The sequence below is a fragment of the Portibacter lacus genome, assembly GCF_021533215.1.
Taxonomy (GTDB): domain Bacteria; phylum Bacteroidota; class Bacteroidia; order Chitinophagales; family Saprospiraceae; genus Portibacter; species Portibacter lacus.
Window position 1 is genome coordinate 218,364 of record NZ_JAJNKA010000003.1, and the last position, 22,575, is coordinate 240,938.

20 protein-coding genes are annotated in these 22,575 nt (G+C 34.7%); 6 read left to right on the forward strand and 14 right to left on the reverse strand.

What is annotated here, in order from left to right; all coding sequences use genetic code 11:
- Positions 1-362: 362 nt before the first annotated feature.
- Positions 363-3,131: an outer membrane beta-barrel protein gene (locus L2586_RS06005; protein WP_235291892.1), complete on the forward strand. Its 2,769-nt coding sequence runs from the start codon at positions 363-365 to the stop codon at positions 3,129-3,131.
- A 378-nt stretch (positions 3,132-3,509) separates the two neighbouring features.
- On the opposite strand, the gene L2586_RS06010 is transcribed toward L2586_RS06005, so the two are convergent.
- The 5 genes from L2586_RS06010 to L2586_RS06030 all read right to left on the reverse strand — a co-directional run bounded on the left by L2586_RS06010 (position 3,510) and on the right by L2586_RS06030 (position 8,364).
- The gene (locus tag L2586_RS06010; RefSeq protein WP_235291893.1) at positions 3,510-4,307 is read right to left on the reverse strand and encodes a universal stress protein; all 798 of its coding nucleotides are present in this window, start codon (positions 4,305-4,307) and stop codon (positions 3,510-3,512) included.
- Between the two features lie 5 nt (positions 4,308-4,312).
- On the reverse strand, positions 4,313-5,905 hold the full coding sequence (locus tag L2586_RS06015) for a SulP family inorganic anion transporter (RefSeq protein ID WP_235291894.1): 1,593 nt from the start codon (positions 5,903-5,905) through the stop codon (positions 4,313-4,315).
- 93 nt (positions 5,906-5,998) lie between these two features.
- The gene (locus L2586_RS06020) at positions 5,999-6,259 is read right to left on the reverse strand and encodes a hypothetical protein (protein WP_235291895.1); all 261 of its coding nucleotides are present in this window, start codon (positions 6,257-6,259) and stop codon (positions 5,999-6,001) included.
- A gap of 432 nt (positions 6,260-6,691) precedes the next feature.
- Complete coding sequence (locus L2586_RS06025; protein ID WP_235291896.1) at positions 6,692-7,720, reverse strand: hypothetical protein; 1,029 nt, start codon at positions 7,718-7,720, stop codon at positions 6,692-6,694.
- Positions 7,717-8,364: a hypothetical protein gene (locus L2586_RS06030; RefSeq protein WP_235291897.1), complete on the reverse strand. Its 648-nt coding sequence runs from the start codon at positions 8,362-8,364 to the stop codon at positions 7,717-7,719. The genes L2586_RS06025 and L2586_RS06030 overlap by 4 nt, the downstream gene beginning before the upstream one ends.
- 165 nt (positions 8,365-8,529) lie before the next feature.
- Between L2586_RS06030 and L2586_RS06035 the strand changes: the two genes are divergently transcribed.
- The 4 genes from L2586_RS06035 to L2586_RS06050 are packed head-to-tail and all read left to right on the forward strand — an operon-like array spanning position 8,530 to position 13,834.
- On the forward strand, positions 8,530-9,783 hold the full coding sequence (locus L2586_RS06035) for an arginine deiminase family protein (RefSeq protein ID WP_235291898.1): 1,254 nt from the start codon (positions 8,530-8,532) through the stop codon (positions 9,781-9,783).
- Between the two features lie 5 nt (positions 9,784-9,788).
- Positions 9,789-10,202, forward strand: a complete 414-nt coding sequence (locus L2586_RS06040) for an acyl-CoA thioesterase (RefSeq protein ID WP_235291899.1) — start codon at positions 9,789-9,791, stop codon at positions 10,200-10,202.
- Positions 10,192-11,160 (forward strand): YihY/virulence factor BrkB family protein, encoded by a 969-nt coding sequence (locus L2586_RS06045; RefSeq protein ID WP_235291900.1) that lies wholly within the window; start codon positions 10,192-10,194, stop codon positions 11,158-11,160. Before L2586_RS06040 ends, L2586_RS06045 begins: the two co-directional genes overlap by 11 nt.
- Positions 11,135-13,834 carry a PQQ-dependent sugar dehydrogenase gene (locus L2586_RS06050; RefSeq protein WP_235291901.1) on the forward strand — a complete coding sequence of 900 codons (2,700 nt, stop codon included), beginning with the start codon at positions 11,135-11,137 and terminating at the stop codon, positions 13,832-13,834. Before L2586_RS06045 ends, L2586_RS06050 begins: the two co-directional genes overlap by 26 nt.
- Here the strand turns inward: L2586_RS06050 and L2586_RS06055 are convergent.
- The 5 genes from L2586_RS06055 to L2586_RS06075 all read right to left on the reverse strand — a co-directional run bounded on the left by L2586_RS06055 (position 13,826) and on the right by L2586_RS06075 (position 17,645).
- Positions 13,826-15,070, reverse strand: coding sequence for a bifunctional folylpolyglutamate synthase/dihydrofolate synthase (locus L2586_RS06055; protein WP_235291902.1), 1,245 nt, complete (start codon positions 15,068-15,070; stop codon positions 13,826-13,828). The two genes, L2586_RS06050 and L2586_RS06055, sit on opposite strands and share 9 nt — an antisense overlap.
- A gap of 198 nt (positions 15,071-15,268) precedes the next feature.
- Positions 15,269-16,114 (reverse strand): hypothetical protein, encoded by an 846-nt coding sequence (locus L2586_RS06060; protein ID WP_235291903.1) that lies wholly within the window; start codon positions 16,112-16,114, stop codon positions 15,269-15,271.
- A 51-nt stretch (positions 16,115-16,165) separates the two neighbouring features.
- The gene (locus tag L2586_RS06065) at positions 16,166-16,558 is read right to left on the reverse strand and encodes an ExbD/TolR family protein (protein ID WP_235291904.1); all 393 of its coding nucleotides are present in this window, start codon (positions 16,556-16,558) and stop codon (positions 16,166-16,168) included.
- A 2-nt stretch (positions 16,559-16,560) separates the two neighbouring features.
- Complete coding sequence (locus tag L2586_RS06070; RefSeq protein ID WP_235291905.1) at positions 16,561-16,950, reverse strand: ExbD/TolR family protein; 390 nt, start codon at positions 16,948-16,950, stop codon at positions 16,561-16,563.
- An 8-nt stretch (positions 16,951-16,958) separates the two neighbouring features.
- On the reverse strand, positions 16,959-17,645 hold the full coding sequence (locus tag L2586_RS06075) for a MotA/TolQ/ExbB proton channel family protein (protein ID WP_235291906.1): 687 nt from the start codon (positions 17,643-17,645) through the stop codon (positions 16,959-16,961).
- A 224-nt stretch (positions 17,646-17,869) separates the two neighbouring features.
- On the opposite strand from L2586_RS06075, the gene L2586_RS06080 reads away from it, so the two are divergent.
- The gene (locus L2586_RS06080; protein WP_235291907.1) at positions 17,870-18,253 is read left to right on the forward strand and encodes a CoA-binding protein; all 384 of its coding nucleotides are present in this window, start codon (positions 17,870-17,872) and stop codon (positions 18,251-18,253) included.
- Positions 18,254-18,281: 28 nt separating this feature from the next.
- Here L2586_RS06080 and L2586_RS06085 read toward each other — a convergent pair whose 3' ends face one another.
- Genes L2586_RS06085 through L2586_RS06100 form a run of 4 tightly spaced genes read right to left on the reverse strand, consistent with a single transcriptional unit; the run spans position 18,282 to position 22,438 of the window.
- Positions 18,282-19,472 carry a proline dehydrogenase family protein gene (locus L2586_RS06085; protein WP_235291908.1) on the reverse strand — a complete coding sequence of 397 codons (1,191 nt, stop codon included), beginning with the start codon at positions 19,470-19,472 and terminating at the stop codon, positions 18,282-18,284.
- Complete coding sequence (locus tag L2586_RS06090) at positions 19,460-20,191, reverse strand: shikimate dehydrogenase family protein (protein WP_235291909.1); 732 nt, start codon at positions 20,189-20,191, stop codon at positions 19,460-19,462. Before L2586_RS06090 ends, L2586_RS06085 begins: the two co-directional genes overlap by 13 nt.
- Entirely contained in the window at positions 20,191-21,612 is a 1,422-nt protein-coding gene (locus L2586_RS06095) for a sugar transferase (protein ID WP_235291910.1), read from the reverse strand. The genes L2586_RS06090 and L2586_RS06095 overlap by 1 nt, the downstream gene beginning before the upstream one ends.
- Before the next feature lies 1 nt (position 21,613).
- Entirely contained in the window at positions 21,614-22,438 is an 825-nt protein-coding gene (locus L2586_RS06100) for a hypothetical protein (RefSeq protein ID WP_235291911.1), read from the reverse strand.
- Positions 22,439-22,575: the final 137 nt, after the last annotated feature.

Sequence of the window (22,575 nt, forward strand, 5' to 3'; positions counted from 1 at the left end):
CTTTTCGTGGTTATAGATCATTATTAAATATATCTTTCTAAACTAATTGAAATACATCGAAATCGAGACGACTTGGTTAAATAATCGAATCCACTCTGTCAAGCGTATCTAAATTGATATTAATTGTAACTATCGCTTGTACTGAAGTACTAACATACCCAATCAAATAATATTTCTAAAATAAAACACAATCCAGAATTAAACCTTTCATATTTTCTTTTGTCAAACGAAAAGCATTGCCAAATCTATTTTTGACTGTAAATAATTTTACTAATATTTAAAATACAATTATTGTATAAAAGGTTAATTACAAAATAAATAAGGCTAGTTTAGTACTAAAGAAAAGTGAAATAAACACACACATGAAATACTTTTTCATTTTCCTAAGCTTATTATTTGTCCAAGTATCTATTGCTCAGAAAATTTCTATTTCTGGAAAAATACTTGAAGGAGAAAATAATGAACCTGTAATAGGAGCGTCCATATCGTTACTTCAAAGCATAGATTCCCTATTGATAAGAGGAGAAGTCTCTGATATAGAAGGTAATTTCCTCATCAAAAATATAAAAAGCAATGATTTTCTGTTGCGTATCAATTATTTAGGATTCGAACCGATCTATCATCCATTTAATGCAGAAAAAGACATCGATCTAGGTACATTCAAGATGTATGAATCTGCTGAACTCTTGGACGAGATTGTTGTGGAAGCAGAAGTTGTAACTGGCACCCAACGAGGTGATACGATCTCATATAATGCAGCAGCTTTCACCACACTTGCTGATGCAGATACTAAAGATCTAATCGCGAAAATGCCAGGCATCGTTATTATAGATGGTCAAGTTCAGGCGGAAGGTGAAGCAGTTCAGAAAGTACTCGTCGACGGAAAGGAATTTTTCGGTGGCAATGTGAATACGGCATTGGAGAGTCTTCCAGCTGAAATTGTACAGAACATTGAAATTTACGACAAGAAAAGTGATAAAGCTGAATTAACAGGTTTTGATGATGGTAATGAATTAAAAACGATAAATATCGTTACTAAACCTAGTAAGAAGGTTGGGCAGTTTGGAAAGTTAAGTGCTGGAATCGGAACAAATGAAAATTACCGTTTAAATTCTAAGGTGAATTTTTTCAATGATGAGCAAAGATGGACGGTCAATGCAGATGCTAATAAAATTCACTTGTCAAATCTAACTGTAGATTCCGAAGCACAAAGTGGTAATTATAATCAAGATGGAGAAAATAATTCTAACAATATCGGTATTCAATACAGCAATACTTTCTTTAAAAAATTAGAGTTCAGCGGAAATTATAGGTACGGAAATTCGGACAATAGATCCGTGGGTAATGTTTATAGAGAATATTCTATTCCATCTAGATCTGATCAAATTTATAAAGAATTTAGCTCCACAGGCTCTAGCAATCTAGAGCACAATTTCAATGTAAGACTTGAGTATCAGGTTAATGATCGTAATAAATTCATTTTCACTCCTCGTGTAACCCTTAAGAATAATTCATTCGACAAGAAATTTCAAGGTGCTACTTCCATTTTAGAAGATCCACTAAACTATACAACTAACGTTTCTGACGGAATCACTTTTGATAATGATTATAAGGCAGATTTACATTACAGTCATAAGTTTTCGAAAAAAGGCAGAACCATTAGTCTTAGGGCTGTTAGCGAGTACCACACTAACGATGATGATGGAAATAGAATTGCAGAAAACATTTTCTATACGGACTCCACTCAAGTATCGGAAGATCTCAACCAAAATATAATCAAAGAAAGAAGTGGGTTTGATGTTGAATTTGGTGCATCATTTACCGAACCACTTGGAAAAAATAGTAGAATAGAAATTGAATATGAAATTCGAAATCGTAAAAATGATTCGGATCAACTAAATTATGATCTACAAGGAGAAAACCCAAATGGTGATCCTTTTAGATATCTAGATACCATGTTGAGTAATGTATTTAACACTGAGTACGTAACGAATGAAGCCAAATTCGGTTATTTATACCGATTGAAAAATATCAAGTTTCAAACTCATCTTGAATTTCAGCGAGCTGATTTAATGAATGCGCAGTACTTTCCTTATCAATCTGACTTAAATAGAAACTTCTTTAGTATACTTCCCAATTTTAGATTTGACTACAAAATTGGCAAAAATTCAAATATTGAAGTAAATTATTACACATCTACAAGGGAGCCAGGAATCGGACAGTTGCAGGAAGTTATCAATAATTCTAATCCGCTTCGTTTATATGTAGGAAATACTAATCTTGATCAAGAATACAATAATCGGATCAGAGCTCGATACAAAGTAAGAAACTCTAAAAAAGAAAGGAACTTATATATAGGACTAGATGCTTCTATTGTGAATAACGACATTATCAATTCTACATTTATTGCAGAAGAAGAAGTAAGGCTAAGCGATGAAATTACCTTGCCTAAAGGTGGACAACTTAACAAACCTGTTAACGTAGATGGAAGCTGGAATGTAAGAACTTCTATCAACTATGGACAACCTATTAAATTGATTAAGTCGAATGTAAATTTTAGAACTAGTATCCGACACAGCCAACTTCCAGGAATAATAAATGATGAAATCGCCTTAACTAACTCTACAAATTTCAATTTTGGAATCAGCCTATCCAGCAACATCAGTGATAGAATAGATTTCAATATTTCTTCGAGTCCCAATTATAATTTAGTGGATAACTCGCTGAAGCCAAATGAAAATAGAAATTATTTCAGTCACACTGGCCAAGTCGATTTCAAAGCTATAATGTGGCAGGGAATAACCTTCAAAACGAATATTAAACATCAGTATATCGATGGTTTATCTGGCGGTACCACAAACACTTTCATTCTTATCGGAGGCAGTATTGGTAAAAAAATATTCAAGAATGAAAGGGGCGAAATCAGTATTAGTGTTTACGATTTACTCAATCAAAACAACAATATCAACAGGAGAGTTACCGAAAGTTACATTCAGATTTCGGAGAGTACGGTCTTGCAACGATATTTTATGTTGAATTTCACCTACAATTTACGGCGCTTTGCAGCTGGCTTATCTCAGAAGGATTTCAAATTAGATGATCAGGAGAATCGCCGTAGGAGAAGATATTGATCTAAGGATTGCTAGTATATCCGCATTTAAACTGGAAATAATACATCATCGAGTGAAAAAACTTCATCGTATTACCTCAAGTAAGCCTATGAATGCTTTTTTTTATACTTGATATCTCCAATCATTTCTTTTTCAGCGGTAATACAACTCCAATTAAATGTATAAAAAAACTCGAATCAATTAATGAAAACTTAGACCTTCAATTTAGTAAAAAATCAGGTACACTATTTAACAATGAAACTAAGATCAAGGGCCATTTGACTAGTTAGTAAAAAAATATCCCTAATTTGCTCATCTTGAGAAATTAGGGATAAATCTTGCTTTTTCTTCTTCAATAAAATAAAAGGTAAGTAAGTTAAATTTACTCACCCTAATCAATTAAGCAAATAAAATTGATACATCTGATTTCGCTATCAACTTTTTGACTCTAGAGTTATCGTTAGACTTATTCTTTTCAGCATCATTTCTCTTCACAAATAGTAAGTTCACTTTACTTCTTGACAAATAATTAGATATAGAATTTACAGCCTGATCATTTTGTTCAAATACGTATTCTATGGCTTTCTTTGTATTCAATGGGTTGCTTTCTCTCAGATCTTCTTCGTGCTGCAAGACTTTAAAAGATCTTAGTGGCATTTCTGTTTTCTCCATTAAATTTTCCACAAGCTCAGAGCTAAAAGATTCTTTACGACTATTTAAAAGACCTAAAGTAAGTTCATTACTATCTTTCAATGTGTTTTTCTGATCTGCTATCATTATTAAACCTGGATGCTTTTGCAAAACAAAATCGGTGATACTGTCACCTATAAAATTTATGAGCTTAGGTCTTCTTTTACCTAATACTATAATATCAGGCTGATTCTGATCAATAAAGGATGCTAACTCCTTCTTTACATTGCCAAATGCAAAACTGAATTTCACATCAATATTACTTTCTTCATTAATAGGCTCAATAAGTTTAATCAACTTTTGCCTAGTCAATATATGCTGATCCTTTAATGATCTTACAGCGGTTAATTGATTATCTCTTTTGATAATTTCCACTAGACTTTTTACATTAAACACTTCTATATCGCCATTAATTATTTTGGCTAATTTTAAAGTACTCTTTATGGTTTCACTAGCAGACTTTTTCAAATCAGTAAATACTGCTATTTTATATTTTTTATTTTTCATAATTTTTAACTTAAGCTTAAACTAGATTTTGGTTTTTCATTAAAAAATCGAATAAAACTGGAAGGGTTTTCGACAATGCCTCTTTTAGAAATCAATTTAATATCAATGTCTCTTTCTTCAGCTTTATAAAGAAAGTCCTCTAAAATTTCAATAATATCATAATCCAGATACCTTGTTTTAATAAGATCAATCTCTAGAAAAGTGTTTCTTGGCAGACTATCTAATTCTTTTAGAATAGCACCTTTATTTATAAAAGTTACTTCCTCTGCTAAAGTCATCTTTATTTTATGCTTGCCATTACTTTTATCCTCAATATTAAGAAAATGTGAGTTTTGGTAGCTTTTTAGAAGTATAACAACAATTCCTACCATTAGACCTAATCCTATTCCTACAAGGAGATCTGTGAAAATAATACCAATTACAGTAACAAAAAATGGAATCGATTGCTTCCAGCCTAGATCATACATTTTCTTAAAAAGTGATGGTTTTGCTAATTTGTAACCAACCAGTAATAAAACTGCAGCCAAAACAGATAACGGAATTTTATTCAATAAGCTAGGAATAAGAATGACAGAGATTAACAAAAGAAAACCATGTAAAATGGTGGATAATTTTGATTTACCTCCCGATTGAACATTTGCAGAACTTCTTACAATTACTTGAGTTATTGGAAGCCCTCCTATCAATCCAGAAATAATATTACCTGTACCCTGTGCTAATAATTCTCTATTTGTAGGAGTAACGTTTTTATCAGGATCAATTTTATCAGAAGCTTCCACACACAATAACGTTTCTAGACTGGCTACTAATGCTAATGTAAAAGCAACTATCCAAACTTCATGGTTAGAAATCGCTGCAAAATTTGGAAAACTAAATTGACTAATAAAAGAATTAAAATCTTCAGGTACAGGAACACTTACCATATGATTGGATCCTATTGCAAAAACTTCATGATCCTGGGTCAAAATATAAAATATGATTCCAAGTACAACCACTACGAACGGCCCTTGAATCAATTTAAATATTTTAGATTTATGTGACAATATCCTATCCCAAAGAATCAAAAGTAGCAAGCTGACAATGCCTATCAATGCTGCTCCAGGATGTATATTACTTAACATCGTAAAGAGCTCAGAGAAGGTATTTCCTCCATCAATCTCAAAAAATTCAAGATCCCAAGCCGATTCTTCATCGTAACCAAAAAAGTTAGGAATCTGCTTAAGAATAATGATGATTCCAATCCCTGTAAGCATACCTTTAATTACAGAAGAAGGAAAATAGTATCCAATAACTCCAGCTCTTAAAAACCCAAATATCAATTGGATTACACCACCTAGAACAACTGCAACTAGAAAATTCTCATAACCACCTAAACTTCCTATAGCAGTTAATACAATCGCAGCTAAACCAGCCGCTGGACCGCTGACTCCGACTTTAGAACCACTTAATCCTCCAACAACAATTCCGCCAATAATTCCAGCAATTAAACCAGAAAATAATGGTGCTCCACTTGCTAGTGCTATTCCTAAGCACAATGGCAGGGCAACGAAAAATACAACGATACTTGCGGGCAAGTCGCTTTTTAAATTTTTAAACATATCAAAATGAATATTAGGCTCTACCAAGTTCCAGATAGAGCAATTAATAATAATGTGTTGATTACGCTCTTTTTATAAGAAAGAACATTTAAATTATGATATGGCTAAATCTGGCGGAGGAGAAAAAATAATGAGAAAGGGTGTGCTGTATCTAATATTACAATAATTTAATCTATTCTTTGAACGAGAAGGATCCAAGTCAAAATTGTTTCCAAATGATGAGAAATATACTTTCAACTTTTTCCCATGACCATTTTCTTCTTCTTCAGGAAATGAAAAAATAATGGAAATGTCTGCAGAATTGCTAGCTATAACTACTATAGTAGGTGCAACTAAAGCAAAAATAAAAAGCATCGAAAATACTATTGTGAATTGTTTCCTAGACACAAACATTAATAGATTTGATTAATTAAAGATAAGAAAACTTACATTTAAGACAGCTTTACTGTCATAGTAATTTGTTAATGATATCTTAACAGCATAATATTTTTACACAAGGTACTAAAGAACAGCAACTTAGACAATCTGTTTACTTTCCAAAAGTAAGTCAAACAATATAGAATTTGAAATGGATATGATTCAAACCATAAGGTTTTTCGTTGTTGGCAAACAAATTTATAAAAAGGAAAGGGCCGTTAACTCTTAATTTACTGATTCCGATTTACTCACTATTCTACCTTGTATAATAAACCTTAAGTTGTATATAAACTATAATGAAATTGTTGCATCTAATAATTAAGTGCAAGAATCACCATCTAGAAAATGGTGGTTGGGCATACTGACAGCCTATTCAAAGAAGTTATCGTATTGATTCTTTCTATTATCAGCTAATTCCGGCTTAGCTTTAGAAATAGGCGCTCCTAGATCTAGTATATCTTCATCATTGTTCGCTTGAACCAATAACTTCGCTTTATCATCTCCTAGCAGAATAGACATTCCGTCATTTTCCCATTTCTCCAACATCTTAAGTCCTTCCTCTTCGAAAATACCATTCTGAAGATCTAAGGATTGCATAAAATTTTGAGATACTTCCATAAACTGCTCCATCTCCCCTACTTTCTGGCTTACATCATCCGCAACGGCCTCTAGCGCTCTGTCAAACATTTCCTTCTTGTCCTTATTACCACTGATGATATTCATTGCAGACTTCATCGCAGAATTACTGGCCAAAATTGCTTTTCGCTCTTGTTCTTTTACTTCGACTTGATCTTCTATATCTTCCTTCATGATTTCAGAATTCTCGTACATTTTCCCAAGAACTCTATACAGCACTTCCATTTTCTTATACAAGTCCTCAAGCCTCATCGTAGATTCTTTTAACCTACCAGCTTTCCTACTCTTAAGGACCATTACTGCATTGTTGTTATTATCTCGTGCCTCACTTGCCAAACTCAGATTATTGTCAATCTCCTTCTTGTTGTTGATGATCATTTCCTTCAACTTATGCATCTGGCCTCTCAATTGAGTCACTTGACGATTCATTTTCTTCAAGTTATCTTTCAAGTCATCAACATAATTCTTCAGGATGCCTATCGGATCGATCTGAATAAACATTCCAGTAATCCACCTCATTACACTCTTATACATGTAACTAACCAGACCTCTCGCTTTAGGATCTATCGCTGTGAAAATGATTGCTCCTAAAACCAGCAACGTCACTACTAAACCTACCGTACTTGAAACAAAAGCTATCAGAGCATTTAAAAAAGTGGTTGCTAAAATTCCACCTCCTACTAATAATGCAATAAGAAAGAACATTCCTGTCTTTCCTTCTGGCCTTTTCCAAAATGATTTCTTTTTGTACTCTTCACTCATGTTGTCAAATATTTATTCATTCTTTCTATATCATTACTTATCTGATCAGAAACACTCTTATAAGATGCAATAAACTCATCTCTTGTCTGGGCAACTTTAGCAGAAGCCTCATTTATTTCATTTTTCTTAAGCTCAAACTCTTTTTTAGAATTCTTTATTTCTTCTTGAAGCTTTTTTATTTGTTCTTCTTTCTTCTTAATAGAAGATTCAATCGAAATTAACTTTTCTTGGCGAATACCTACTTGTTTGTGCTGTTGTTTTTCATAAGCATCATTAAATTTAGACTCTTCCGTCTTAAGGATGCTTAAATAATGATTAGCAGAATCAATAAGGATCTTTTTATTCGCTCCCATAGTTTTAGCCATTGCAAATGCAGAATTAAACTTTGTTGCTTCATCCATATCCATCTGAGATAGTGATTTCAATGACTGCTTATATTCTAAGTAATCGAAACCTTCCAGGTTATTACTTTCGATGGCTTTAAGAAGATTAGTAATAAATTTATCAGATGATTTCGCATTCTTATTAATAGGGACATCGTTAATAATTGGTTTTTTCTTCGCTTCAACTTTCTTTGGGGCAGTTGGAGTGTTATTTTCCTCTTCAATGATGAATAATGATTTTAACCTTTTGAGCATGGGCATTTATAATGTTGTATTAAGATAGAACTTGATATAAGCTTTCTGTTTCAATTATATAAATAACTTTGCAGGTGAGCTCATAGTTCACAAATATGAGTAAATATATAACAATTTGTTCAAGCCATATTTTGAATACATTTAAAATTGACAATTATTAAAACAAGAGAAATGAGTATTAATGTTTCATCAGAAATAGGATTTCTACAAAAGGTAATCGTTCATAGACCAGATTCAGGTATTTCTAGAGTAAGTCCTAAGCGTGCAGAAGAGCTATTATTCGACGATATTGTCTTCTTGCCGAAAATGCAAGAAGAGCACGATGTCTTAACTTTGCTCCTCGATAAATTTCTAGGCACGAAAAACGTTTTGGAAATTACGACACTTCTTGAAGAAACAATTAAAGATGAAGCAGAGAATAAAAAACTAATTATTTCCCGTGTAGAAGATTATGAAGAATTACCTAGAAAATTTGGTGAAAAACTAGAAAGCTTATCAGCTAAGGAACTTGCTAAAGTACTTATAACGGGTTACTTAGAGGAAGAGGACCATATACTGTTCGATCCTATTCCTAATTTCATTTTCACTCGAGACATCGCAGTTGTGGTTAATGATCATGTAGTTATTACTAAAGCATTCAAAGCGGCAAGATACCGGGAAAATCTATTGACTCGATTTATATTCTGGCGTCACCCAATATTCAAACCTTTAAGAGATAAAAACAAAATTATCAATCTAAATGACCTAGATCTGTTCCCTCCTTCTAAAACTGGAGAGCAAGTTTCATTAGAAGGCGGTGATGTGATGATTATTAATGAAGATTTCATCCTCATCGGCTGTTCTGAAAGGACTTCTATGCATGGAATCCAACTTTTAAAGCAATCACTCTTTGACAAAAAAGTAGTGAAAAATGTTGTTGTCATTAATATTCCAAATGATCGATCTTTTATGCACATCGATACTTTATTCACCATGATCAGTGAGGACGAAATAGTTGCCTATAAACCAATCATCTACGATGGAAATAGTTCTAATATCCTTGTTTATAGATCTAATGGTGGCATTTCAGAATATTCTTCCGTTAAGAAATTCTTTGAGTCGGAGATCAACAATGATATGAAATTCATCTTTGCTGGTGATGGAAGAAGTCCTTATCAAGAAAGAGAACAATGGACCGACGGATGTAATCTAGTCGCATTAAAACCTGGTGTTGCAATTGCCTATGATAGAAATACGGTTACTGACCTCGCCTTCCAGAAAGCGGGTTATTCCATTGTAAAAGCTGAAACCTTGATAAAAGATATAGATGAAGGCAAAGTAGACCCTAACACCATAAAAAAGACAATTATCCACATTCCTTCGAATGAATTATCCAGAGCACGTGGAGGCTCGCATTGTATGACCTGCCCTATCTCAAGAAAATAAGCGATATGTATATTCATCATGCAACGGTAAGAGTTCTATATGCCGACACGGACCAAATGGGTTATGTCTATTATGGGAACTATGCACGATATTATGAAGTTGGTAGAGTGGAAGCGATGCGGAATTTAGGTTTGAAATATGCTGAGCTGGAAGAAAAGCATCATATTATGATGCCCGTGATCTCTATGGAATCTCGGTTTGTTAGACCAGCACTATACGACGAACTCCTAACTTTAGAGACCAGGATAAGTAAATTACCTGAACAAAAAATAATATTTAGAACGGACATTTACAATGAAAAGAAGAAACTCGTGAACAGTGGAATCGTAAGATTGTTCTTTATGGATAAATTAACTGGTAAAAGAATTTCTACACCTTCTATTATCGTAGATAAATTAAAACCATATTTTGAAATTTAAGGATTTTGATTTAAGAAAGTATTTAACGAAGTTGCCTATTATTAATAGGATTCTCAACTGGGCAAAGAACACAAGTTTCTACGGCTTCGAGGGAATACCTGTATATGACATCACACGGTTTGTATTAAAAGAAGCACAGACTGATGATATTACTACTCGGGCTAATTCTATGGCTTTTAGTTTTTTCTTAGCACTATTCCCTTCGATTATATTCTTTTTCACTTTGCTTCCTCTTTTTCCGATTACTGCCGACTATATGGCAACGATTCAGAATTCAATTTCTGGAGTTTTACCTACTGAAGCGGCAACATACATTAATCACATCATTACTGACGTGGTTTCTATACCTAGAGGTGGACTTTTCACCTTAGGTTTTATCCTTGCCTTATTTTTCACATCTAATGGTGTAGCGGCGATGATGAAAGGATTCGAGAAAAGTTACCATGAAACATTTATAAAAAGAAGTTATTTCAAAAGACAATGGACAGCTATTAAGCTAACCATCCTTCTGGGCTTCTTCCTTATGATTTCACTGACCACTGTAGTGTTAGGCAAAGTAATCCTTTCCTATGTTTTCGATTTATTACATATCGGCGGAGCTTCACGTATTTTCCTTAATATAGGACGATGGGTATTAGTGCTTGTTGCCTTCCATGCTTCCGTTAGTTCCGTTTATAGATATGGAGCACCTACGATCAAAAGATTTAAATATTTTAGTCCTGGTGCAACAGCAGCAACTATCCTTGCCATTATTCTTTCTTTGGCTTTTGCAGGATTTGTTAATAATTTTGGAGCATACAATAAAATATACGGTACTATAGGTGGGCTGATCATTATTTTGGTTTGGATTCAATTCAATTGCACCATCTTATTAATTGGCTATGAGATTAATGCTAGTATCGCTATTAATAAAACATTAATTAAAAAACGAAATGAAGAAGGCAATGGTAAAGAATAGCCTCTACATTTTAGGGTTCATATTATCACATTTTCTACTCATAGGCCAAAACACTATTGCCGAGGGTTTTTATGACGAGCAAGTTAGTGTGGGATTTATTAATCCTGTGGGAATAGAATTCGACGAAGATGGCATCGGATACCTCTGGGAAAAGGTTGGAAAAGTGTATGCTATTAATGATGGCAATGAAAAATCAGTAATTCTTGATATCAGCGAGGAAGTTGGAAGTTGGGGCGACCATGGTTTAACAGGTTTCGGACTAGATCCTAGTTTTAAGGAAAACGGCTACATTTACCTCGCTTATACTGTAGATCCATACTATTTATACAATTATGGCACCGCCGAATATAATCCAGATTCTACTATCCTAAAGAATGCAACCATTGGAAGAGTTAGTCGATTCACGTTAGATCTTAGCAATTATCCTTATCAAGTAATATCAAACAGCAAGAAAATTCTAGTAGGTAAGGACAAAACTGATGGTTTTCCAATCTTAGCAGATTTTCATGGTATAGGCTCTCTTACTTTTGGAAATGATGGTTCCTTATTTGTCGGTTGTGGTGACAGTGGATTAGATAATGAACCTGGTGTAACTTATCATACAGAGCAAGCTATTCGAAAAGGTATTATTGATTCTACTATGCTAATCGGTTCTTATCGTGCACAATCTTTACATTCCTTGAACGGGAAGTTAATTAGAGTAGATAAATACACTGGAGATGGGTTGTCGAGCAATCCTTTCTACAATGCAGAAAATCCGAGGTCTCCACAATCTAGAATATGGGCACTTGGACTTAGAAATCCATTTAATTTCGTTCATATTCCAGGTACTGGTGGACACAATCAGGATCTCGGGGTTCCAGGGGTACTGTTGGTTGGAGATGTTGGATCTTCTTTTTGGGAGGAATTCAATCTCATAGATGAGAAAGGTTTGAATCTAGGATGGCCAGTGTATGAAGGACATCATAATTCTTGGCCTTACGGTTTTTATAAAACACAGAATCCGCACGCTCCTAATCTCAGTTTTGAGGAAGGAAATTGCGAAAGGCCATTTTATATGTTTGAAGAATTAATTAAACAAGAAAATGCTTTAGACCAGTATGAATTTAAAAATCCATGTGTTGACTCTCTATCTATTCCGCTAGAAATCCCAACATTTGCGAATCATCGGCCAATTATGTATTATAATAATATATCTTGGAATCAACCATTAAGAACCTTTATTCCAGGTTTTGATGAAACGGGAAAAGCTATAGAAATTGCGGTAGATAGTACAGGTATTAGTCCAGCAATAGAGGGATATTCAGCTATTCCAGGGGACTGGTATGATGAAGGTAACTTTCCGGATTCTTTAAATCATTCTTTAATTGCAAGCGATTTTTCTGGATGGATCAAATTTATAAAATTAGATCAAGAATATAGCTTAGAAAAGATTATAGACTTAAGGTCTGATGTCAAAGGTATCGTTAATGTTACATTGAATAAAAACGATGGCTGTATTTATTATGTCAATATTGCCACAGGTGAGTTACATCGTATTTGCTATGGAGGAAACCCACCTCCAGTTGCAATAGCAAAGGCTGATACGATTTATGGAAATGGTGAATTAACCGTTCAATTTAGCGCTGCTGAATCGTACGACCCGAATCAACTCCCGATAAAAGTACACTGGGATTTCAACGATGGAAGTGAAAGCAGTTTATTAGAGCCTACGCATACATATACCAGTAGTAGTGATCGACCATTGAAGTACATTGCACTGTTAACCGTCACGGATTCCTTAGGAGCAAGCTCGACAGATTCCATTGCAATTTCGTTAAACAACTCCCCTCCAGAAGTAAAAATTGTTTCACCTGGTCACAATACTAAATATGCCGTGAATGGGTATAACAGATTGGATTTAAAAGCGATGGTTAATGACTTAGAAGAAGAAAACATTGACCTAAATTATACCTGGCAGATTCATCTTCACCATAACTTACATTATCATTCTGAAGAACCCGTCAACTTGCATCAATACAGTTCAACTATAGAGCCTGTAGGTTGCGGAGAATTAGATAAATTCTGGTATAGAATTACGCTCAATGTGAAGGATCAATATGGGCTAGAAGGACACGACGAAGTGATCATAGAACCGAATTGCAGTGAATATGTGGATGTAAATTGGAGGAGGTTTTATAGTAACGGGAATGATATTTATCTTAATTGGGTTTTAAAGCAACCAGAGCAAATTTCGAAAATCATAGTTCAGAAAATTAACAACGCAGGACAAATTTCGGACATTGGGTCTACCGTAAATTCTACTTTTACTGACCTTTCTCCCCTGATAGGCGAAAATAGGTATCGATTAAAAATGTACACAGGCGAACATTCGTATTTTTATTCTATTGAAAATACAATAGATTTCCCTCTGAATAAACCGCTTAATATATTCCCTAATCCCAATCCGGAATCAATCTTTAATTTGATATTAGACCAACATTTAGATGAAGAAGTAGATGTCTCTGTTTTTTCAATGGATGGAGTGAAGATTTTCAATAAAAAAATTACCGAATTACAGAATCGAAACTTAGAGATGGAGCTAAATTTATTGGATATTCCAGCTGGAACTTACTTCTTATTTCTCCAAAATGGTGATCGATTAATCCAAGAAAAGATACAGATCTTACGGTAATATCTCAGCCACCACAAAAATACTTCCTCCTACATATATAAGGTCGTTCGGAGACGCAGCTTCCTTTGCAGCGCTCAGCGCATTTTCTACAGATGAATAAGCATTTCCAGACAAACCAGTCTGCGTCGCTTGCTCTAAAAGTAAATTAACTGCTAAGCCTCTCGGTATATCCGCTTTGGCAAAGTAGTAGGAAGCTTCCTTCGGAAACATTTTCAACACTTTACTAACCTCCTTATCATTTACAAATCCGAGAACAAAATGTAGGTTTTCAAATTTTAATTTCTTCAGTTCTTCTAATGCTATTTTTAATCCACCCTCATTATGCGCACTATCTGCAATAATTATAGGATGTTCTCCAAGTTTTTCCCAACGACCAATAAAATAGGTGTTTTCTCTTAACTTGCTTAACGCCTTTCCTACCTTTTTGTCCTGCCATTTCACTATCTCCAGTTCTTCTAAAATGCGGAAGCCAGTTAAGGCAGTTCGCAAGTTTTCATTTTGATAAGGGCCAGGATAAGTGAGTTTCTTGGCAAACTTATTTAATTCCGAATTGCTTAAGTAATCTTCTGCAAAAGATAAAGGTGCATTAGACGTTTCAGCTTTTCTTATAAAAACATCATCTGTCTCTGGGGCTCTTTTCCCAACAACTACAGGAACCTTCTCTTTAATGATTCCCGCTTTCTCGAATGCAATCTTAGGAAGTGTGTCACCTAACATTTGGACATGATCGATACTGATATTTGTAATTATAGAAATAAGAGGTGTGATGATATTTGTTGAATCTAGCCGTCCACCTACACCCGTCTCTATGATCGCAAAATCCACTTTTTGCTTAGCAAAGTAATCGAATGCCATGGCCACCGTAATTTCAAAAAAGGAAGGTTGTATTTCCTCTAAGTAGGGTTTGATCCGTTTTATAAAGCCAATAACATACAGTTTAGAGACCAGTTCACCATTGATCTTTATCCTTTCTCTGAAATCCTTATAGTGTGGAGAAGTATATAGCCCAACTTTATAATTATATTCTTGCAGTAAGGATGCAATCATATGACTTACAGAGCCTTTGCCATTAGTTCCAGCAACATGAATGGTTCTAATGCTTAGCTCGGGATTCCCTAATTTATCACAAAGCGCAATTATATTCGAAAGGTCTTTCTTGTATGCTGCTTGCCCTTGCCTTTGATACATAGGCAATTGCTCATACATGAATTCAATTGTTTCTAAAAAAGTGGACATAAAGAAGGTTAATGCTTAATAGTTGTCATAAACAAATAAAAATATATCAATAAAATAATTGTATCTTTGTGCTCAGAAATTAAATAATAAAAGATTATTATATAATATACAACCCTTTTTGAATTCTTTATAAGTAATGTGTGAGAACAATAGATTAAAGAATCAATAGACGCCAGGCATACCCTCCTGGCGTTTTTTTTATTTCAATTTAAACTCTATCGTAATGGTCCCACATTGTTTCTCGATGGGGCTTTTAGAAAATCTATATCTTTTAGAGCCGTCTATTGCTGCCTTCACTAGTCCAGTATCTGTAGTCGTAGAACCTCGCTGAGTATAAGATGCTTCTATTACTTTTCCGCTTCTATCCACGCATACTTTCACAACAACAACTCCAGCCTTTTGAGAATTCTCTTCTATTTCGGGCTCATACATTAACCCACGATCAGATAGGCCACCTTGGATATTCCCTTTACCTTTAGAAATTCCTTTTAGTGCATTCGTATTGGGATCACCATTAGGATCGCCTGCATTACCAGTTTCATTACCTTTGCCAGTTCCTTTGCCTAGTAAATCTCCGAATTGCTTTTTAGCTTTCTCGTAGTCTGCCTTTTTCTTAGCTTCAGCAGCTGCTTTCTGGGCTGCCAAGTCTTCTTTCGCTTTTTCCGCATCGACACTCTTTTTACTCACTTCATCTTTAGCCACAACTTCGCTCACTTCTTGCTTAGCTGTCTTAGAAACAACTACAGGCGTTTCGGGCGCTGACTTCTTAGGTGTTTGTTTTTCTGTTTCTTGGAAAACTTCGGATTGTTTTTTTTCTTTTTCACCATCGTCCGGTGTTTCCACCTCTTCTTGCTGGGATTCTTTAACATCATCTCCACCCACCATCTCTATTTCACCAAAGGAAACAAGGATTCCTGCCTTTTCCGGAGGTGGAAAGGTGTACGACCAAAAAGGATATAAGATTAGAAAAAGCAAAATCAGTGCAAAAATAAATGCAGCAATCTTAGCCCTTCTATCATCTTTAGAATTAAGAACATGGTCCATCATTCAAGATTTTGGGTTCAAAAATAAATTTTTAGTCGTCGGATTCCCGCGTTATAAGAGGACTGCAGTAACACCGTATCTGAAGGCGAGGTCCATTACTTGTACTACAAACTCATTAGATGTCATCGGATCTGGTGATATAGTCATACTAACTTCACCTCCTCTTCTGCTTCGTTTTAATTTTGCCACTGCACCTTCTAAGTTGAGTGCACTTATCCTTTTTCCATTCAAATAAAAATCACCATTCTTCTTAACGGTAACTTTAAATGGTTCAGTGGTTATTTGTGTCTTTGTGCTCGTTCTCCCAGGTAATTTTAAGTTCAAAGCATTAGGAACCACCAATGACGATGTTAGCATAAAGAATATCAATAGTAAAAAGATGATATCCGTTAATGATGACATATTGAACTCGGCACTTACCTTACTTTTTTTCCTTAATCCCATAATTATTTTCTAGGTTGAGTGGATATAATCGCTCTCATTTTAAGCCCATTAGCAACTTCCATGATAGATTGTATTTCTTTCCACGGCACTCCTTTCTGAGCAATGATATTTACGGTAGCGTTCTCACTATTTTCTGATGTAGATTTAGCTTCAGCTATAAGACCTCTCAGTTTATTTTTCTGAGTGACTTTACCTTTGAATTTAACGACACCATCAGTCGTTAACATTACTGGAATATCCGTGGGGGCTACCGTTCTCGAAACTGATTCCGGCAACTCTATATTAATCTGAATTGCTGAAGAAGTCAACATAAAAAATATGAGCAATAGAAAGATAATATCTGTCAATGAAGACATATTAAACTCCGCATTTACTTTGTTTCTCCTCTTCATATCATTTTTTAATTAGAAGGTTCTTGTAATAAATCCATAAACTCTACGGTAGATCTTTCCATTTTGAAAACTACCTTTTCCACAGATGCTACTAAAAGGTTATAACCTACGAAAGCTAAGATTCCGATAAATAATCCACAAGCTGTTGTGATCAAGGCTTGATAGATACCTCCCGCTAATACATCTGGAGTAACATTCTGCTGTGTTGCCATTTCACGGAAAGCCATAATCATCCCCGTCACAGTACCAAAAAATCCGATCATCGGTGCAGCTCCCGCAATACTTGCAAGGGTCGATAGGTTTTTCTCTAATTTAAAAATTTCGAGATTTCCTACATTTTCTATCGCAGTATCAATATCATTCAGTGGCTTGCCTATTCTCACTAATCCTTTCTCCACCATTCTTGCAACAGGTGTATCTGCAGTTGCACAAAGTGACTTAGCACCTTCTATATTCCCAGATGCAACAGCTGCTCTAATATTATTAATAAAGTTCTCGTCTGTTTTTCCAGCTCTCTTAATCGTAAACCAACGTTCTACAAATATATATAGACCTACAATGGAAAGAAATAAAAGGATTACAACGATCGCCACTCCCAACGGACCACCTTGCAATATCAGATCATAGAATCTTTCATACTCTACTTCTGGCTCTACGTCTGCATCTTGAAAAAGGAAAAACATTTTGTTAAACATTGCTTATTTGTTTTGCTAGTAAATATTATAACACCCACACTTAACGATAATATTTTCGAAACAAGTATCAGTGAAGAACAAATTTATTGATTATTTACAATATATTAAAGAAAATCGTAATTTGTTATTGCTTTATTTTTAGTGATCTAACGGAAGTTTAAATTTATTTCAAACTTAGTTCAAAAATATTGGTTTAGAAATCATACAATTCAAATTAGAAAGTGATGAATGAACAGTACAAAACGATGGTGGTTGGTGCCTCATTAAAACCATATCGATATTCGCATCGAGCGGTAAGAATTCTGAAATTGAATGACTACGAGGTAATTCCTTTAGGTCTCTCTGAGGGGGAAATAGATGGGATAAAGATTCTAAATGGTGAACCTGAAATTTCTGACATTCACACGGTTAGTATGTATTTAAATGCTGACCATCAACCTCCACTTTACGATTATATCTTAGAATTAAATCCGAAAAGAATTATTTTCAATCCTGGTGCAGAGAATAGTGAATTGTATAAAATGGCTAGTGAAAAGGGAATACTTTGCGATAATGCTTGTACCCTTGTACTACTCTCAACTGGACAATATGAAGAAATGAAAGTTTAGGTAATCATGAAAAGGAAATTACTTTAAATTAGAGTCCCCTTCTTTTAACTTCTTCTTCTATATACTTTAATTCCCTACCGATGTCACCTGTAACAGATGAATTCTCCTCAGCTCTTCGAATTAAATACGGGAGCACCTCTTTCACTTTTCCATAAACCAAATACTTAGAAGCGTTATATCCAGACGCTGCCAGGTTATAAGTAATGTTATCACTCATCCCATACAATTGACAGAAATTAAGGTGTGGATGATCATTAGGCATTTTTTTCTGCTCGATGTGCTCTGCTTGCAAGAAACATGATTTTGCGTTATGAGTTGCAGCGCAAGATGAAATCGTTTCATAATGGTCTAAGCAATATTTCAAAGCCAGATTATAATCCCTATCCGTTGCTTCTTTGTTAGGCTGAATCGGAGATGGATATCCCATTTCGATAGCACGTTTTCTTTCTTTATCCATATAAGCTCCACGTACTAGCTTTGCGCCGATCAGATAATTTCCTTGCTGTGCTTTCTGATGACTCTTATAGAGAAACTCCAGTCTATCATGTCTGTACAGTTGGAAAGTATTATAGACAACCACCCTTTCTTTATTGTACATTTCCATCATTTCATCTGCTAGCTCATCGATTGCATCTTGCATCCAACTTTCTTCAGCGTCAATGAAAATTCCTACTCCTAACGACTTTGCTTTTTTACAGATTCGGTGTAAGCGATCTTTTAGTTGATGATAAGTTCTTTTCTCGGCGTCATTAAATTCTGCTTTTTCACTTCTCTTGGATAGAATTTTATTTTCGCCAATAGCCGTAAGTTTAACAACTACAACAGGAACTGACTCGTTAGATGCTGCAAATTCTAATCCTTTCAGAAATTCTTGCGCAACTTTTTCTAACTCTTCTTCCCCACTCTTGCCTTCAGCTCCATAATCTAGAATCGTAAGGATGTGTGATTTGTGTAGGCGGTCAATGTTTGACTGACTATCTAACAAGCCTTCACCTCCACAAAATTGATTAAATATGGTACTTTTCACTATGGTCTTAGCGAACGGAAGTGAATACTTAACGGCGAAAAGCCCAAGTGATGAAGTTATCTTAACGAGTTTTTCTTTGTTCATCAATTTGAACAACCACTTCATTTTTTTTAACTCTCGGTTACTTTTATCTGAAAAAGCAATCTCCGTATTTGAAAAATCCAATTTTTCGGGCGCTATCAAGTGTTCCATATTTCCCAGGATTTCTCTGCTTGCAACTTTAACATATCGTGACCATTTTTAATAGAGGCTCCTTGTTTCTCTCCTCGAGATAAAAATAATGTTTTTTCAGGATTGTAAACTAAGTCGTATAAGAAATCTTTTTCGTCAAGAAAGTTATATGGAATATTGGGTGCAGAACTCACATCTGGCCAAGTTCCTAATGGTGTTGTATTCACTATTAATACACTACCTTTGAAATGTGATTCTTCTAGATCTTTATAATTGAGATACTTGGACTGTCTGCTCACTACAGTAGAATCTATTCCCAGCCGTTGTAATGTAAATCGTACAGCCTTGCTTGCACCTCCGCTACCTAGGACTAATGCATGATCAGGTTTTGTATCACCATAAAATGATATTAAAGATTTTTCGAATCCATAACTATCAGTATTATAGCCAATTAGCCTGCCATTTTCAAACTTTATCGTATTAACCGCACCTATAATTCTAGCTTCCTCACTGACTTCCTGCAAGTATGGAATAACTTTTTCTTTATATGGAATTGTTACATTAATCCCTTTAAATGACTTCCGCGATAATTCTTGAAATTCTGCGATATCTTCTAATTCATACAAAGAATATTCTGCATCATCGATCCCCTCAGTTTCAAACTTTTGTTTAAAATATCCTGGTGAAAATGAATGCTTTAACGGATATCCTATTAATCCGAATTGACGTTTTTCTTCCATTACTTGCCTTTACCTTTTAAGATAACTAGAATGGTGTAAAATAAGATTTTTATATCTAATGCTAAGGACATATTTTCTAAATATAACATATCGAATTTCATTCGTTGCAGCATCTGAGGTACTGTAGATGCATACCCGAATTTCACCTGTCCCCAAGAAGTAACTCCTGGTCTTACTTTCAATAATTGTTTGTAATACGGAGCTTCTTTAGCGATAAGGTCTATAAAATATTTCCTTTCAGGTCTAGGACCAACTAAAGACATATCTCCCTTCAGTATATTCCAAAATTGTGGAATTTCATCTAACCTCCACTTCCGCATAATACTTCCCCATGGCGTCTGCCGATTATCATTCTCTTGAGCCAACTGTGGGCCATTAGGTTCAGAATTCAAATACATGGACCTAAATTTATAAATCTTGAACGGTTTCCCATTCAGACCTATTCGTTCTTGTACAAAGAAAATCGGTCCTTTCGATGAGCGTTTCACACGGAAAATAATATACAAAACCAATGGTAGTAGAATTATTCCCGCAATAATACTAGCTACAATGTCAATCATTCGCTTAATAAAAAATTGCCAATTCGGCATTAACTCTCTTTCTATCTCTATTAATACCGCACCATAAACATGGTTCATTTTTACGGTTCCTAAGAGAATATCGTACATATCTGGAATGATCTTCACCAGAACACTTTCATCAAAATCAGATAAAATATCAAGAATTTCACTTAGCCGATTATGTTCTGAAGTTTCGATGGCAATTATCACTTCCTCGACACTATTATCATGCACCACTTGTGCAAGATTCTTAATTTTCCCCAGCTTAGGTAAGTACTTTTTAATTAGATTAGAACTATTGCCATTGCTATCAATAAATCCAACAAAGTTATGGCCTAATTTATAAGGCCGACTTGTAATTTCTTCATAGAGTTCTACCGCATTCTGATCTCCACCTATAATAATTGTATTGTAAGCAACTTTACCACTTTTAAGTCTCTTACTTGCCATCGTTAAAAGCACCATTCTCACTACTGCTGTGAAACCAAATTGGAACAAAAACAAGGTCCCAAATACTTTATAATTACTGATGAGTTTCAGCGCGAGGTCATCCTGAAGAACAGTGAAAAACAATGCAAGAACACCCATGAAATTCAGGAAGAAAGTTCTGGTAAGTGTAGCAAGTCTGGAGAACCGATAAATATCTTTGTATTTATCAAAAATGGAATAGAAAAGCAACCAAAAGATAGGGATAAAAATCATTCCATACCACAGCTTTTCATCTTGAAATATAGATACCCAGTCCGAAGCTTTTCCCTCTATGGATTTTCTATAGGAAAAAAAGAATATCCAAGCTGTAAGAGCTGTAAGATAGTCTCCAGTACGATAAATTAACAGTTCTTTCCCTCTTTGACGCTTCATATTAAAAATGCAAAAGCTTTATATTATCTATGTAAATTTTTGCCTCTGTTGTATTTATTGAATTATCTGCTCCGATTACAATTTGATAACCATCAAAACCTGAGGCGATTATTAAATCTGTAAAATTAATATAGGCTTTTTTCCAAGTATTCTCGGACCTTAATGATACAAAATAATCTTTAAATACACTTTCACCTGTTATTCCGATAAGCCCCAGATCCAAATCCAAATTTCCTTTATAATCTATTTCTAAATATACTGGGCTGCCATCTTGTGGTATCTCATTAAATACTAATGCCGTTGCTTCTTGAATTAGTTCCCCTGGCTGGAGCTTAATCAAACCTTCTCCCTCATCCGTAATTTCGATCCTAATTGAATCTACACCATCTTCATCAAATCCAAACTGATGGGCGCCGTTAAAGTCATCAACTAATCGAAAATTTGTAGTTTCCAAATACTTAAATATAGGAAGCAATGGAATTACTTCGCCTTCGTCGGGAGTAAGATTAAAATTATATGTATCGACAAATGGGTATATTCTAGGAGAAGAATTAATGCCATTATCTCTAATACCTGCTTGGATACTGCCACTTACCGAACCATTGTTAACAACCGGAATCTTCCTAGGTAATTCATAGACACCACTCGACCTTCCATCTTGAAACATCCAGACATCCGTAAATGCAGAAGTGTTAGCGCCTTGGTTTTCAGTAGGCATCAATTCCATGTGATCAATTTCCAAAAAGGAGAACACAGCCGTATCCGTGCTAGGTATGTCACAACCTGCAAAGCAAATTAAAATAAAAAAGAACAATATCTTCCTCATAGATTATCGATAATGCATCAATACCCAACCAAAAAGAGAAATTAGAACAAACAAAATCATTCCTATACGAAAAGAAAGTTTTAAATGGTGTATAAATTGATTTATATCTTGTTCTGACTGAGGGTACCTCGGTATTA